The organism is Nostoc sp. 'Lobaria pulmonaria (5183) cyanobiont', assembly GCF_002949795.1.
GTDB lineage: Bacteria > Cyanobacteriota > Cyanobacteriia > Cyanobacteriales > Nostocaceae > Nostoc.
This window is the reverse complement of the sequence record NZ_CP026692.1, coordinates 544810-560891: the sequence shown is the minus strand read 5'-3', so window position 1 is coordinate 560891 and position 16082 is coordinate 544810. Positions and strand designations below refer to the sequence as shown.

Below are 16082 nucleotides of genomic sequence, written 5' to 3'. Positions count from 1 at the left end.
AAAGCGCAAAGTCTGATCGGAGGTTTCCTCCGATCAGAACTTTGTAAGAGAGGACTAATGACAAAGGACTACTGACAAATAATAAAGTTATGAAAAAGATTTTACTGCGCTTTTTGGGTTTGATTGTGATTTTACTACTAGCCTTTGGGTGGATAATACTTAATCCCAAACCGGCTTTTGCTCAGATAAACACAATTAATTACAACAATATAAATTTAGAAAATCGTGACTTTTCTCATGCTGATTTGGCAGGGGTAACTTTTGTCGCAGCAGAAATGCGGGGGACAAATTTTCAAGGAGCGAATTTAACTAACGCAATTCTGACTAAAGGAGTTTTATTAAAGGCAAATTTGGAAGATGCGAACTTGAGCGGTGCTTTAGTCGATCGCGTCACAATGGATGGTGCTAACCTGAAAAATGCCATCTTTACTGAAGCAACTTTGACCCGCAGCCGCTTTTTTGATGCCGAAATTACAGGCGCTGATTTTACCGATGCTTTAATTGACCGTTATCAAGTGTCGCTAATGTGTGAAAGGGCTGATGGGATAAATCCAGTTACGGGTATGTCAACGCGAGATAGTTTAGGTTGTAAGTGAATAATCTCAGCGTTGAGCATAAAAACAGAGACATTTTACCGAAAAATGGAAAATCAAAGTTCTTTATGAGGTTATGTATTATTAATTACCAATTTACTTTTGCTTTGGTATTTTCTCAGAGGTAAAAATCTCAAAATTCATGAGCAAACGCAAAATCAACTTAACTTTACTATTCAACCGAAGTGGTTTCTATTTATTGGGTTATTTATTGGACAAGCAGGGATAATTTGCTTATATACTATTTTTACGATTATAAGTTCCACACAACTAAGTTGTGACCGTGTACCCATAAATTTACAAGCTTTCAGTATTGAGCAAAAATCATCAATAATTATATGTGAACTGAGAGAGTTTGATTTTTTTGATCGTCAAAAAAGCCAAAAAACAATTACTGGATTAATTGGAACTCGTTTAGAAAAATAAACTAAAACTGATAAAGAGGGAAAAATATTATATACATATCGAGTTGAGTTATTAACTAATACAGAAAGTATTCCATTTACACGAATTGCTTACAGTGATTATTTTTTAGAAGAAGCAGAGTTGATAATTTTAAAAATTAAGAATTTCTTAGCACAACCTTTAGAGAAAAATTTAGTAGTTAAGCAAGATGATACTTTAAAAGGCTATGCCACAATTGGCGGAACCCTATTTTTGTTTTTGGTAGGTTTACTCATAATAGCCGCAGGTTCATTTATAAACTGTAATTTTGATAAAGAATCAAATACTTTAACTTTCAGCCGCTATCGATGGTTTGGAAAATTGGGAAAAGCAGTTTTTTTGTACTCGTTAAATGAAATTGTTGAGATTAAAGTTGAAAGTTCTGATTCTAGCGAAGGTGGCTTTGTTTATCGAGTAACCTTAATGTTACCATCTGGTGAAACTGTACCTTTGAGTGGATGCTATAGTTCTGGGTTTGAAGAGAAACAAGAAATAGTTAAGATGATCAAAAGTTTTCTAGCTTCAAATTAGTAGCTGTTTATACTAATTGTTAATCCGGCTTGATAAATATCATTAACTATAAAAGCCTGGTTGTTAACGTAACGTCCACCTTGTGTCTGTTGTAAATAAGTATCAGCGTAGGCGTAGCCTGTCGTAGACATCGCAGGCAGAAGACCAATTAACAGTAAACCAAAAAGTTTTTCCCCAAAGAGCGATCGCTAAAATACTAGTAGCTTATAATACTAGTAAATACACAATCCTCTAACCAGCAGACATAGTATATATAATGATTACTTATGATTAGCTGATTGCTAAGAAAGTAAATACTAACCGGATGGAATATAAATGTTTTTAACTACTTGATATTTACGCTGTAGGGCTTGAGATAAAAAAGCTAACATCTGTTTGAGTGCAAAAAGTGTGCTATAAATTAATCGACTGCCTTTCCTTTTACGACTGATTTTGAGCCAAAGTAGATTGACCCAAATATTAACTAAAAGAAAAGATATACCCACGAATAGTAATCTCAAAACTTGATTTTTATTATTCGTTATAATTCGACAAATATTCTTCAGACGATAACTAGTTTCAATCCCAAATCTTTTTCGATAATCTTGATAAATGTAATCTAAATTTGTTCTTACCTTGTGAGTAACATAAACAAAGTATTGAACTCCACGCTGATTACGATTTTCCTTCCTGTATTTACAAATAATCCATAAGTCAAATGTAACTGAATCATCCTTATCTCTTGTTATTGTATAAGTAGTTTTATAACTTTTTTTGCCTGTAGGAACATTCTTTAATAATTTGGCTGTATTTTCAATATTATCTCCATTGCTAGCAGCATGAGTCAGAATCTCGAATAAAGTCTGTTGGTCACATACTCCTTGAGAATCAAAAAGAAAAATTTTCTACTAAACAGTCAATAACCTCTTCAAGGGTTTCTGAGGCGGTTATTGCCAGTTATTCTGATGAAACAGTCAATTTTTTCAGCCAATATGCTACACACTAATTTCATCATTTCATTTTTTGAAATCTTTCAGAGAAATATCAGGATTAAATATGTTTTGGGTAGTATCTAATACTTTAAAACACGTAAGTTAATTAGCGATCGCTCTTTGGGAAAAACTTTTTGGTTTACTGATAACTAAGTTAGTATTGCAGGGACAAATCAGAAAAGCGATCTGACCACTTTTGAATCGCGTTCGCTGTATCATAGCAATCTTAGGAATTTAATTCTGGGCGTAGGCGTAGCCCAATCTAGGCATCGCTTTGCCCTTGGCGTAGGCATTTAAAATTACTAATTTGTCAAAATTTACCTGACAGACTGCGGAATTTCAGGTTAAATGTTTTAAAGTATGCACTCTGCAAGAGTTGTCGGGTATTATTCGTGACACAACAAGATCAAAAACCCTCTCGTTCTTTCGCTGGAATTGCTGGCATAGTTGCCGCAGCCACATTAATTAGTAAAGTCTTCGGTTTAGTGCGGCAGCAAGCGATCGCTGCCGCATTTGGTGTTGGTGCTGCTGCCACCGCCTATAGTTATGCCTATATTATCCCTGGCTTTCTATTGATCTTACTTGGTGGCGTAAATGGGCCATTACACAGTGCGCTTGTCAGCGTTTTAGCCAAGCGTCGGCGAGAAGAAGCGGCTCCCCTAGTGGAAACTGTGACAACGCTGGTAGGTGGAGTACTGTTGCTGGTGACAGTGGCTCAGGTTTTCTTTGCGGATACGATCATTGATTTAGTCGGTCATGGTTTGGAAGAAACAACCAGAGCGATCGCCATTCAACAACTCCGCATTATGGCCCCAATGGCTTTATTTGCCGGTTTAATTGGCATTGGCTTTGGTACTCTCAATACAGCCAATCAATATTGGTTACTCTCTATTAGCCCTTTATTATCCAGTATTACCGTTGTTGGCGGTCTTGCTATCTTGGCGATGCAACTGGGTAAGGACATTATTAAGCCGGAGTACGCTTTAATCGGGGGAATGGTCTTAGCTTGGGGAACCTTGGCAGGAGCAATTCTCCAGTGGGTAGTGCAGTTAATTGTCCAGTGGCGGTTAGGATTGGGCACATTACGGCTGCGGTTTGAATTTAAATCCCCAGGCGTTCAAGAAGTGATCAAAATTATGACTCCGGCAACAGTTTCCTCTGGAATGATGCCAATTAATGTTGCCACTGACCTTTATTTTGCTAGTCCTATCCCTGGCGCGGCGGCAGGATTTAACTATGCCAATCTATTAGTCCAAACTCCCTTGGGGATTATTTCTAATATTATTTTACTGCCTCTATTACCAATATTTGCCAAACTTGCTGGCCCCGAAAATTGGCAGGACTTAAAGTTACGGATTCGCCAAGGACTCTTACTCACTGCTTTTACCATGCTACCGCTAGGGGCGCTGATGGTGGCGCTATCTGTACCCATTGTGCAGGTGGTATATGAGCGTGGTGCTTTCAAGCCAGAAGCCACACAGCTAGTTTCATCCTTGCTAGTGGCTTATGGAATTGGGATGTTTGTCTATTTGGGGCGTGATGTTTTGGTGCGGGTATTCTATGCTTTAGGCGATGGACAGACCCCTTTTCGCATCAGTATTTTTAACATCTTGCTCAACATCTTATTAGATTGGTTTTTCGTTAAACCTTTTGGCGCTCCCGGTTTGGTATTGGCAACAGTGGGTGTAAATTGCAGCTCAATGTTAATGCTGTTATGGTTGCTCGATCGCAAACTCAATGGTTTACCTTGGCGCGAGTGGAGTTTGCCGATTCTGGGTTTGGCTGCTGGTAGCGTAGTTGCTGGGGTAGCAAGCTATGGGACTTTGATTGGTTCTCAGCAGTTGTTAGGTAAAACGGGTTTACTGATTCTGGCGTTGCAATTGTGTGTATCTGGCTTTGTAGGGATTGTGGTGTTTGCGGTGATCGCTTCATGCCTGAAAATACCAGAGGTGAATATTTTTATATCTCGTCTACGTCAGCGTTTTTTGAAGAAATAACTGTTATCTAAATATTTCAGTTGTTACAACCAAGTGGGTGAGAAATAATTCAGCCACTTGGGTGAACCAGGTGCGTGAGGTTACATTTTGTAAAAAAAGAGATTCTAGTACTAGAGAAGATTGATTTTACTTAACTCTAGTGAGAATAATTCTATGAAACTTACAAAATTAGCTGCCTCTTTCCTTGCTGTTGCTTCCATTATCCTCTCAGCCGGCGTTGCATCTGCTCAAACAGCAGGTACTAACGGTAACTACATCGGTGCTGGTGTTGCTGTTGGTGCAACCAGTGGCGGACAAGGAAACGATGAAGCACAAATTGGTGGTAATATTCAAGGACGATATGCCGTTCCCAATGCCCCTGTTTCACTGCGGGGTTCTGTGCTGTATGGTGGTGATGCTGCTGCAATTATGCCCATAGTGACTTATGATGCACCCATCGCCAAAAATACTAACGTTTACTTCGGTGGTGGTTATTCTTTTGTAACTGACGAAGGTCAAAAAACTCCATTGGGCAATCGGAATTCACCTGTAGTCACCCTTGGAATTGAATCAGAAGTTAGGAAAAATGTCATTGCCTACGGCGATACTAAATGGGGTATTGACGCCTACAGAAATAGTGATGCTGATGCTGTCAGCTTCCAAGCCGGATTAGGCTATCGCTTCTAGTAATTACGAGCTAGAAAACGGCCTATTCAGAAGCTAAAGCAATGCTGTTTATCAGCCGTAATAGTAATTCACTCTTTCATACCTGAGTATTCATATTCAGGTATGAATCATTTTTTTTGATGATTTTAATAAAAAATGATATTGGCTAGTATTGATACTTTTTCTTAAAGTGGAATGAGTAATTAGGAATATACGTATAAGATATTACTCATGAAAAAGATTAATCCTATTCCAGAAATAGTTGGTGAAACCACTGACGTAGAATCTTGGCTGATGCGAGCGGGGCTAAGATTTTCCGACTTAGGTGACGATGCCGCAAGTCTTGCAATCCGTAAGCAATGGCGAGAGTACCAAGCCGCAGTTCATAGATGTTGTGTAACCCTACACCAGCTACCATCACGCGTTCAACTAAGCGGCGACTATGCCAGTTTGAGAATACCTGGTGCGGCATCAACCAATTGTGCGATCGCCTGTCGAGTCCGTCCCCAGTCCTTAGACTAATAATCCTGTTGCACGCCGTTCACTACTGGCTTAATTTCCGAAAATGGATCGGTGCCGCCACCCCAATTAAAATCACTAATTCGGATGCTGAAGCCGCCTAACTCCAGCACCGGATTGTAACGTAAGGTAATGCCATAGGTGCGACGGCTATATTCTAAAATGTAGTCGGTGCTAGTTTCTCTACCAGTATCTAAGTTAACAGATGTTTGGAAGCCTAAGCGAAAAGGGCCGTAGATTTGCTGTGATATTCCAGCGGTCAAAACTTTATTGTCAACGGAGCGGTCAAACAAAAAGGGTGATAATCCGTTATTTAAGCCTTGAGAGAAACTGACATTAAAGGCGGTATAGTCTAAAAAAGGTCGAGAAAAATGACCAATTTGCCCTTGTAAGCCAATTGTAGCAATTAGAGTGCTTTGGTTATCACCATTGCTGTAATAACTGGTAGTGCCTGTGAGACCTGCGATCGCTAGCAAGTAAGGAACTACAGGGGTAGCGGTGTATCGTAATCCCTCAGTGGCAGTGGGTGGTAATGGTTTTCCCTGCCACAGCAACAGCCCTCTACTGAGGGTAGCACTGGCTTGTAAACGACCAAGTGAAATGCGATCGTTTTCCCGCACTGGTTCTAGCAAGTCTGGGCGATCGGTATTGGCATCAATATACTGGGCACTTGCCTGGTAATTGAGGTTGATGCCACTTTTTCCTAAAGGAATCACCGGAGAGGTAATAATGCCGCCAAAACTGCTCTGGACAGTTTGAAAACCCAGAGTACCGTTGTAGAGACGAGCGCGGTAGTTATATTGCACATTCAATATGTGGGGAAGAGAAGTGCCTAATGTCTGGCGCAATCCTAAATTCACGCGCAAATTGTCTTCTACATTGTTCAAGTTAAAACTAGTTAACTCCCCAGTTCCCTGAATTATCGACCGTGGACTCAAAACAGAATTTATCTTGGTCTTCACACCAAACAGTGCGCCTAAGTCACCCGTGCCTTCTTGCACACCTCTCTGTAATAATAACTGGGGCGTAATTGTCCAGCGTGTCTGCTCTGTATCGATTACTGGAAAGCCACGCTCAATATACAAACCACCCCGATCTTTTGCATCGTAGCCAGGAGAAACTATTGCAGGTGTAACGTCCCGCTCTCGGCGGTCAATAGTACGCTCATTCAGTGGAATTGGTAAAGAGACTCTTTGATCCAATACCAAACGCTGCTTCTGTGTCCTAATGCGGTCTACCAAGGGTGATTCTCGCGTCAAAGTTACTTTATCTGCGCGTAATTCTAATTCAGGAGGCGAAAAAGGATCGTTGGTGATGCGGACATTACTTGCTTGCCAGCCTTGCGGATAAAAGTCAATTTGTTCAGCTTCAAACCTGAGCCGATTGACTGCACCCCCTGTTTTCGGTGGCGGGATGTTGCTAGCATCTGCCTGACCACCAATTGTCACATCAATTCCTCCAGGGCTACTCACACCGGAAACGGGCTGATTGGCTCTAATGCGATCGCTGGGCGGACGTTTTGAAACTCCACCAGCACTTACAGCCGTGGGTGAAAAAGCAAAATCTGTTTGTGCTGAAGGTACGTAAATTTCTCCTCTACCATTTTCCAATTCCCCACGATCTTGAACAAAGTTATAGGTGAAGCGTTGTCCACGCAGTATTTGATCGCCTCGTGTTAAGGTTATGTTGCCGAACCCCGCAGCGAGCAAGTTGTCCAAATTGACTTGTAAGCGATCGGCATTCACCACCGCTCCATCAAATCGCACAATTACATTACCTACAGCTGTAATAATTCGCTGTTTCTCGTCATACTCTTGCCGATCTGAAGTGACTTCTACAATTCTTTGTCCGGCTGGCGGTGTGGTAGCTGGCGCAGTTGTACCAGATGGTTGAGCTTGTGGCTGAGTGGTATTTACTTGTGGTGTAGGCGTTGGTACTTGGCTTTGTTGCTGGACTTGAGACTGAAATTCTACAGTGATGGGCGCTGAGAGTTGGTTTGTGGGCTTACGAGACTTGAATGTGATAAAATTTTGTACTGATTGAGAACTCGGTGCAAGATCGGCAGCAGATACAGAGATATTGTCTTTTTTTATAGACTCTTGTGTAGTAATATCGCGTTGCTGTTTTTGTTGGGTTAACTTCTCAGCTAGAATTTTTGCTTTGGACTTGACTAACTTGTTGCGGTTTGTAAGAGTTGGGGCAATTTGAAGAGGGCGCGGAGATTGGGCAACAAGGGGACTTGGAGAAACTCTATAGCTAAAGCTAGAAGAGTCCAAAAAGGTTGGTTTTTCTCCACTACTAGAGTTTGGATTTAGCGATCGCTGACTGACTTTTTGAGAAGGTTGATCTTTTGCGTCTTGGTCTAAAACCCCCGCTTCGACTTTTCTTTGCAAGGCAGCGGCTTCTCTTTGCATCTCCCGTTTACGCAGCGCTGACATCAAGATAAGTTCCGAGTGGCGGGGTTCGACGCTCGGACTTGTCTTTGTGTCTTCTTTTATTTGGCGATTAGAGGTTGTAACTTTCTGTGTAGGATAACCAACAACCAGCGGCTGCCCCAAAAGCCCAGCAGTTGCAGAACCGACGATTGGGGAATTTTCTGGTGGAAAGGTTTCTGGTGAATGAGGTGCAGAGGAAGTTTCAGCAACTACCAAGTCATCTTGAGTTGAGTCGGTCGGAGTTGACAATAAAGGATCGCTCTTAGTGTTACCCGAAATTGCCAACTGAGCCAAATTCTTGGGCTGCTTGGATTTGTCTGTCTTTTCGTATATTCCAGTATCTACACCTGAAAGAAACTTTGTATGACTAGCAGATGAGGCGGGATTTACAGGTTGTAAAGATTCAACGATAGGAAGCGGATTGGGTGGCAGAACTGGATGAAGCATAAGTGAGCAAAATCGGGCTAACAAACAGCCAAATGACAAAGGGAAGGATTAAATATACATTTTGCCTTCCGACTGTCGCCTTCTGCTACCTACAGCAAGCTACTTGGAGAAAGAAACTTACTAAATTTTCGCTTAGTAAGTTTCTGTGGCGTTTAGTATTTTCCGCCTTCCAAAGTCGCGGATGATTTATCGCCCTTTTACTCTAAGTCCCGACGGCCGGGGTTACGAGCTGGATCGTTCGACAAAAATCCGAAGATGAAGATAGTTACGAAGAAGGCAACAACAATATAAACAGCGATTTTTAAAGTCAGCATAGAAATATCTCCAACGGGTAAAACAAAGAAAGCTTTTCTTTCAGTATCTGCAATGCAGAAAAGATAGCTACTTTATATTACCCAAATCTCGTCCCTTTTTTAGAAGACTCTGCCGACTCAGGACTAGCAATGTCTACCCTAAGGTTATTGATAATGTACAAGATGTCAGTTGTCTGACTTGTAGATGCCCTTAAGAAATGATAACTCAGAGACGTTTACCCTTGTGACGTTGACTGATGGCAAAGGTTTCCCAAAATAAAGGCAACAGCTTACAGGGGATAGTTACTATTCCCCATACCTTTCAGCAGTGCTGAGTGCTGTACATGGATAGCGGGGCGTTGAGCCAGTGCCGAGTGGGGAATGGGGACTGGGGGCAGGGGAGCAGTAAATCTTTCCCCTCTGCCCCTTTGCACCTCTGCCTCTTCTCCATGCCCAATGCTCTATTTCTCAACTTGAAGCTTTGCTATATCTTTGCTAATTCGGTTTTTGATTACTCGTGCAGGTATGCCGACAGCAACGGAAAAAGGAGGAATATCTCTATTAACAACTGCTCCCGCACCAATAACACTGCCTTTGCCAATAGTAACGCCATCTAATACTGTTACTCCATGTCCTAGCCAACAATCATCCTCAATCACAATTCCCTTGCGAGTAACACCTTGGTATTTAATCAGCTCCATCGGAGCGGCAAAATTATGATTATTGGCATATATCCCTGAATGGGCAGCAATCATGCAGTGTTTACCAATTTTAATGTCTCCCGGCCCCTCAATACACACGTTGGGAGCAATGAAAGTGTCTTCATCAATATGTATATACGTATCTGCCAAAGACCCGATATCAACGTTACGCTCAATTGCCACTCTATCTCCTAGATGAATTCTATTATTTTTGTGTCCTCTTGCATTCATCCGCACACCCTTGAAAATATAGACTCCTGCGCCGATCTCAATACAAGAAGTACCGTTAAATTCAACACCATTTTGAATATACACTGGGCTGCCTATCTGGGCAAAAATACTACGGTATCCTAAATTACGCAACTTTGGGCCGAGAAGAAGTGTCGGAATATCTCCTAACACTGTAGTTACTAAAAGTTCCTGCACGCGCTGCAATTTGGAAAAATATTGCTCGTTCTGCATGGCTATATATCTCTTTAATCAATTGTTGTTGACAGTGTTCAAAGTTGTTTCGGCTGTATCCTAATCTTCTGCCAATACCAATAATCTCTGTGTGTATTAATACATCAGCTAATGTAGCAGGATCACCAAAATTTCCCACAATTTTTAGATGGTTTTTCAAATATTGGAAAAACCAGAGTCTGGCTTTGACTATGCGAGCAATTATTGAGGTTACGTATGTAGAATTACTCAAGTAATATGCACAATTGCGTTAAGTCGCTAGAAGCTTCTTTTTCACAAAATCAATTAACAAAACAATTTCAGTGCTTTGTCAAGTCAAAACTTAGACTTTTAAATTGTCTGATGAAAAATTAGCTGGTTTAGATAGGCTACTGTTTTGGTTTTCTGGCAAATTTGAAAAGCTTGCTACCGCTAACAGCACTCCTAAAGCAACTAGGGATAGTGTTGTTTGTCTTGAGGCTATTTCCTCTCAAGCGGTTTTAGTCTTTTGAAACAACTCAGTTTCACAAGCTATTTTGCAACAAAAAATACATTTAACTAGACTATATTCAAAGTTTAGATAAAATTTTTGCCTAGCATGACAATGTAATTATTGTTGGATTTTTCTGGGTATTTTTGCCCAAATAAAATCCAATTAGGGTGGATTATCTCCCACATCAGCCATCACATTGAAATTAACCATCGGTGCAAACAAGTAAGCGCTTCCGCGACTGCTATGACGGCTTTCTTGCAACGAATTTCTAGAGTATGCTGCTCCAATCATGTTGCACACTGATGATTTACAAACTAGCCAATTCACGTTTGTAATGACATGAATGGTTTTTTATAACAATTGTTTTTAACGATAACACATTTTATTTTTAGTGGAACACTCTCATGAAATAAGTTTATTTCCAGGTTTATTGTTGATGAGAATGGAGGAAATAAGTTAACTTTTTTACTAGAGCGATGCCGAGGTTGGGCAAAGCCTACGCTACTTGCAAATATTTTTATACACTTAGATAAAATCCATTGAGGAGGGAGATTTAAAAAATGCTATCAGCGGTGATTAGCATTTCTTGCTTATCTATATTTATCTCGTTACTAGTGCAAGTAATTTTATGATTGGGCGTTCAACTAAGAATGATATTTACTATACTTGTGACACCCTCTTCAAAAAGCCAAACTAACTCAAAATATTCCTTTTGTCCACATACTTACTATCTAAAATATTCTAAATCACCCATTCGGGTGAGCCAAGAGGGTGATGTGTGCTTGGTACTACTCGTTATAAATTTTATTTAAAGAAAGCTAAAACGTAGCTTAGTTTCGAGGATAAATCTACAAAAAAACATCTAATTTCCCAAATTGAGGTATCGGTTTTAACTCACACACTTGGTTCAAATTATGGCTTTAATTAAAGAAATTGTGCAACAAGCTCTAAATACTGGCTATCTGAGTGTTGTAGCCGAAGATCAACTGCGATCGCAGCTTCAAAGTAATTATGACTCAGAAGACCTAGATGCCTGGATCATTTTACAGCGAGCGATTGCAGCAGGTGATATCAAACAAGAGTCGCGTCGAAAAAAAGCTTCCTCCTCTCCTAAAGCCAAGGATACTTCATCAAGTATCAAACTTGCTTATCAAATGGCAGCGGAACTAGCTTATGCAGCAGCTGTAGCTCTGACAATGACAAAAAATACTAAAGATCAGCCTTCAGTAGGTGCATAAAATAATACCTTGGTAAATAATTTTCCTGATTAGTGCAAATATTTAATACCAAGTAGTTAGCGTCGGCGTAGCCCGCATTTCTCTACGAGACGCTGCGCGTAGCTTGCTTCCCCGCAGGGGTACGACAAAGCTCAGTCACCACCGCAGCCATCACTTTTCTTGATTAATTGCTTGGTAGGGCTTTCATCCGATTCTTTATAGGATTTCCCTTCTGCCTCCTGGCTTGAAAGTACTGTTAGCGGTAGCTAGGGTTGAGCCAGTGCTGAGTAAAAATCCCAGTCTTGAGAAGACTTTTATGCAAGGCTTTTGAAACTCGTTTCATCGGGACTGCCTTCTTTGACAGCGCAATTTTATGAAAAAATAATTAAAAAATTTAACTTTACTGGACACAGCTATGGGGAATTTTTACCCTCAGCCAAGACTCTCGATTGATCCCCGGAAGCAATACTAAAATAAATATAAATTATTTATTCAAAACTAAATTTTTTTTAGTGATACATACCAGTCAGTGATTAAATTTTAATATACCAAGTACATGGCTGAGAGTCAGGCATAGAATTAGAAACACCTTGGTGTAAACTTTAGCAACGAGGTTAAAAATAATTCTCAATGCTTAACAAAGTCATCGCTTTTTCACAAACTACAGTATAAAGAATTGGCAACATTGGTAAAGAGAGTAAACAATAACCATAGCTAAACTTGGAGTTTTGCCAACCTATGCAGCCAATTCGCACATTTAACGTATCCCCTTCACTACCGCCGCGACTCGAACCACTACGGCGCCTGGCATATAACTTGCACTGGGATTGGAACGTTGATACTAAAGATTTATTCCGTCGCTTAGACTCTGACCTGTGGGAGTCTAGTCATCATAACCCAGTGTTAATGTTGGGTACAATCTCTCAATCGCGGCTTCTGGAAGTTGTCGAAGATGAAGGCTTCCTAGCGCAAATGGATCGAGCTGACCGTCAGTTAGACGATTATTTGCAAGAGCGTACCTGGTATCAGAAACAACGCGAGCAGAAACCAAAAGAATCCTACGCCTATTTTTCGGCGGAATTTGGACTTGTAGATTGTTTGCCCGTCTATTCTGGGGGCTTGGGCGTTCTGGCGGGGGATCACCTCAAATCTGCCAGTGACTTGGGTCTACCGCTTGTAGGTGTAGGTTTACTGTATCAGCAAGGCTACTTTGCCCAGTATCTCAATGCCGATGGCTGGCAACAGGAACGCTATTTGAGCAACGATTTCTATAATATGCCCTTGCATCTGGAGCGTAATGCCGATGGTTCAGAACTGCGGATTGCGGTAGATTATCCAGGACGCAAGGTATATGCTAGAGTTTGGCGCGTACAGGTAGGAACGGTTCCCTTGTATCTGCTGGACACCAACATTGAACCGAACAACACTTACGACCACGACATCACAGATCAGCTGTATGGTGGCGACATAGATATGCGTATCCACCAGGAAATTATGCTGGGGATCGGTGGCGTGCAAATGCTCAAAGCTTTGGGGCTGAAAGTTACCGCTTACCACATGAATGAAGGCCACGCTGCCTTCTCTGCCTTAGAACGCATCCGTTTGCTGATTCAGGAAGAGGGACTGAATTATGCCCAAGCTAAACAAGTGGTGGCTTCGAGCAATATCTTTACCACCCACACACCAGTACCAGCAGGGATTGACTTGTTCGCTCCCGAAAAAATGTTGCACTACCTGGGATATTATGCAGAGATATTTGGGTTGCCCAAAGAGCAATTTTTAGGACTGGGGCGTGAAAATACAGGTGATTTATCTGGGCCTTTCAGTATGGCGGTGCTGGCGCTGAAAATGGCAACATTTTCTAACGGTGTCGCACAACTCCACGGTGTAGTGTCGCGGCAAATGTTCCAAGGCTTGTGGAAGAATGTACCAGTAGAAGAAGTGCCAATCGCCGCAATTACTAACGGTGTCCATGCTCGGAGTTGTGTGGCGAAATCGACTCAAGAATTGTACGATCGCTACCTTGGGCCAAATTGGTCATCAGCACCACCAGATAGCCCATTGTGGGAGCGGATGGACGCCATACCCGATGAAGAATTGTGGCGCAATCACGAACGCTGCCGCTTGGATATGATTTTGTATGTGCGGGAGCATTTAGTTAAGCATTTGACCGATCGCGGCGCTTCTGCTTCCGAGATTATTCAAGCTCAAGAAGTTTTAGATCCTTACGCTTTCACCATTGGCTTTGCCCGTCGCTTTGCCACCTACAAACGCGCTACCCTCTGGATGCGCGATTTGGATCGCATTAAGCGGCTTTTACTAGCTAACAAAGACCGGAAAGTGCAATTCGTGATTGCTGGTAAGGCGCATCCCAAGGATATCCCCGGTAAAGAACTCATCCGCGAGATCAATCACTTTATCCGCGAACAACATTTAGAAAAACAGGTAGTGTTTGTTCCGAATTACGACATTCACATCTCCCGGTTAATGGTTGCGGGTTGCGATATCTGGTTAAATACACCGCGTCGTCCACGGGAAGCCTCTGGTACTAGTGGGATGAAAGCCGCTATGAATGGATTGCCAAATTTAAGTGTGCTAGATGGCTGGTGGGATGAAGCTGATTACGTCCGCACGGGCTGGGCGATTGGACATGGAGAAAATTACGACGATCCTAACTACCAAGATGAAGTAGAAGCAAATGCTCTCTACGAGTTGTTAGAGAAGGAAGTTGTACCGCTATTTTATGAACATCGGGATAGTGATGGCTTACCACGTCCGTGGGTTGCCAAAATGAAGGATGCAATTCGGTTGAATTGTCCCTTCTTTAATACAGCGCGGATGGTAGGAGAATATGCACAAAGAGCTTATTTCCCGGCTAGCGATCGCTATCATACCCTGACTGTTGATAACTATGCCCCAGCCAAAGAACTAGCCGCTTGGAAGGAAAAACTGGGCGAACACTGGTTTAACATCAAAATCAAAGATATTGACGTATCGGCAGCTTCAGACATTGAGGTTAATCAAACCGTTGCTGTCAAAGCCAAGGTTGACTTGGCAACTTTGACCAATAATGATGTGCAGGTGGAGTTATATCAAGGTGCGATCGATGCCAATGGTGAGATTGTCAACGCTGTGCCAGTGGTGATGAATTACCAAGGGGAAGATGCAGAGCAATTGAGTACTTACACGGGTAATATCACTTATACCGCTTCTGGTTTGCAAGGTTTGTCTTTGCGTGTATTGCCGAAAAATAAAAATCTGGCTAATCCTTATGAACCAAGGTTAATTGCTTGGGCAGAATCAGAGTAGTGAGTAGTTATTGAATACTCAAGATTAGGCGTTGCTAATTTAAATTTAGCAACGCCTTTTATAAGACAATTGGAAAAGTATGATACCAATTTGAAAAATGATAGCATAGCAAAAACTTATCTCAAACTCCTTCTGTGCGTCCTCTGCGCCTCTGCGTGAAATAAAATCCTACCTTCAACGCTCATTTTAGGCTAAAATTCTTTGGGGGATGACAATGTAGCCAGTGGTGCGATCGCCTAATACCAAATTACGTTGTTCTCCCCAATACCACCAATAAGCAGCAACATAAGCGCAAATTAAGCTATCTAGTTTATCTTCAACTGCTTTGAGGGTTAGGCCTGTGGTGGGAATTTCGCAAGGGAAAGAACCGCAGAGGTGCAGAGGATGCAGAGCAGGAGAAAGAGAGGGGAGAATATTAAGAAGATAATTTTGGAGTTTAATTAGTTCTAGACGGCGCTCATTTAAGCGTCCTTTTTTGTATTTGAGGATGCGTTCTAAGTTGAATAAATTAACGATTGCTGGGTGGGGAAAGACTTCTATTTGATATTTGCTGAGTTTTTGCGGTTCAATGGTGGGTGCGTGTGCAAAACCCCGTGATTCCAATTCTAAACCAAAGTTGATGGTGCGTTCTGCGAAGGGTAAGTTTTGATTAGCTGGGTAGCACCCCGCATGATATTTACCAAAGTATTTGTGGCTGAGTTTATCGGGGAGGCGACTCCCGTTAGCGTTGGGTATAAGGGTAGGTGCATCTACGGCAATAATGGCTGGTTCGTCTGCTTGTACGCTTTGATCGATCCAGATAAGGATGTCTGCAATGGCATCTTTGCGGTCTAGATCGAGTAATTGTAGTTGTCCATCTATCCATTCTAAACAGCACAATCCACTTGGTTGCGATCGCCAGCCTAAATCAATGCCAATAAATTTCATGGTTATAACACAAATTTGCGATTATTTTCGCATTTTCAGGCAACCATTTACCTAAATTTACTTGCTAAAAATCGTGATAAATAATCTTATAATCTTAAGCAGCTTGTCTTAATTTATCT

Annotated in this window: 13 protein-coding genes and 1 pseudogene; 7 read left to right on the top strand and 7 right to left on the bottom strand. The window is 41.6% G+C overall.

Annotation, left to right across the window (positions count from 1 at the left end; genetic code table 11):
• The first annotated feature begins 89 nt into the window (after positions 1-89).
• Both NLP_RS02350 and NLP_RS34560 read left to right on the top strand, forming a co-directional pair.
• Positions 90-596 (top strand): pentapeptide repeat-containing protein, encoded by a 507-nt coding sequence (locus NLP_RS02350; RefSeq protein WP_104904982.1) that lies wholly within the window; start codon positions 90-92, stop codon positions 594-596.
• A 543-nt stretch (positions 597-1139) separates the two neighbouring features.
• Positions 1140-1568 carry a hypothetical protein gene (locus tag NLP_RS34560; protein WP_234017177.1) on the top strand — a complete coding sequence of 143 codons (429 nt, stop codon included), beginning with the start codon at positions 1140-1142 and terminating at the stop codon, positions 1566-1568.
• Here NLP_RS34560 and NLP_RS35455 read toward each other — a convergent pair.
• The gene (locus tag NLP_RS35455; protein WP_267894905.1) at positions 1565-1699 is read right to left on the bottom strand and encodes a hypothetical protein; all 135 of its coding nucleotides are present in this window, start codon (positions 1697-1699) and stop codon (positions 1565-1567) included. The genes NLP_RS34560 and NLP_RS35455 overlap by 4 nt on opposite strands.
• A gap of 165 nt (positions 1700-1864) precedes the next feature.
• Positions 1865-2332: pseudogene (locus NLP_RS35950) on the bottom strand (ISH3 family transposase); the annotation flags it as partial.
• A gap of 599 nt (positions 2333-2931) precedes the next feature.
• Here NLP_RS35950 and murJ point away from each other — a divergent pair.
• The 3 genes from murJ (at position 2932) to NLP_RS02325 (ending at position 5703) form a co-directional block, all read left to right on the top strand.
• Positions 2932-4536: a murein biosynthesis integral membrane protein MurJ gene (gene murJ / locus NLP_RS02335; protein WP_104904980.1), complete on the top strand. Its 1605-nt coding sequence runs from the start codon at positions 2932-2934 to the stop codon at positions 4534-4536.
• A gap of 153 nt (positions 4537-4689) precedes the next feature.
• Positions 4690-5202, top strand: a complete 513-nt coding sequence (locus NLP_RS02330) for an outer membrane beta-barrel protein (RefSeq protein WP_104904979.1) — start codon at positions 4690-4692, stop codon at positions 5200-5202.
• Positions 5203-5412: 210 nt separating this feature from the next.
• Entirely contained in the window at positions 5413-5703 is a 291-nt protein-coding gene (locus tag NLP_RS02325; protein WP_104904978.1) for a hypothetical protein, read from the top strand.
• Here the strand turns inward: NLP_RS02325 and NLP_RS02320 are convergent.
• From NLP_RS02320 to NLP_RS35450, 4 genes are all read right to left on the bottom strand, one after another.
• Positions 5700-8582, bottom strand: a complete 2883-nt coding sequence (locus tag NLP_RS02320) for a DUF3769 domain-containing protein (RefSeq protein ID WP_104904977.1) — start codon at positions 8580-8582, stop codon at positions 5700-5702. The two genes, NLP_RS02325 and NLP_RS02320, sit on opposite strands and share 4 nt — an antisense overlap.
• Before the next feature lie 197 nt (positions 8583-8779).
• Positions 8780-8896 carry a photosystem II reaction center protein I gene (locus tag NLP_RS02315; RefSeq protein ID WP_041566417.1) on the bottom strand — a complete coding sequence of 39 codons (117 nt, stop codon included), beginning with the start codon at positions 8894-8896 and terminating at the stop codon, positions 8780-8782.
• Between the two features lie 440 nt (positions 8897-9336).
• Positions 9337-10038 carry an acyltransferase gene (locus tag NLP_RS02310; RefSeq protein WP_104904976.1) on the bottom strand — a complete coding sequence of 234 codons (702 nt, stop codon included), beginning with the start codon at positions 10036-10038 and terminating at the stop codon, positions 9337-9339.
• A 634-nt stretch (positions 10039-10672) separates the two neighbouring features.
• Complete coding sequence (locus NLP_RS35450) at positions 10673-10801, bottom strand: hypothetical protein (protein ID WP_256091202.1); 129 nt, start codon at positions 10799-10801, stop codon at positions 10673-10675.
• A gap of 623 nt (positions 10802-11424) precedes the next feature.
• Here NLP_RS35450 and NLP_RS02305 point away from each other — a divergent pair.
• Both NLP_RS02305 and glgP read left to right on the top strand, forming a co-directional pair.
• On the top strand, positions 11425-11748 hold the full coding sequence (locus NLP_RS02305) for a hypothetical protein (protein ID WP_104904975.1): 324 nt from the start codon (positions 11425-11427) through the stop codon (positions 11746-11748).
• 717 nt (positions 11749-12465) lie between these two features.
• Positions 12466-15036 (top strand): alpha-glucan family phosphorylase, encoded by a 2571-nt coding sequence (glgP, locus tag NLP_RS02300; RefSeq protein WP_104904974.1) that lies wholly within the window; start codon positions 12466-12468, stop codon positions 15034-15036.
• Positions 15037-15222: 186 nt separating this feature from the next.
• On the opposite strand, the gene NLP_RS02295 is transcribed toward glgP, so the two are convergent.
• Entirely contained in the window at positions 15223-15963 is a 741-nt protein-coding gene (locus NLP_RS02295; RefSeq protein ID WP_104904973.1) for a DUF429 domain-containing protein, read from the bottom strand.
• Positions 15964-16082 lie beyond the last annotated feature (119 nt).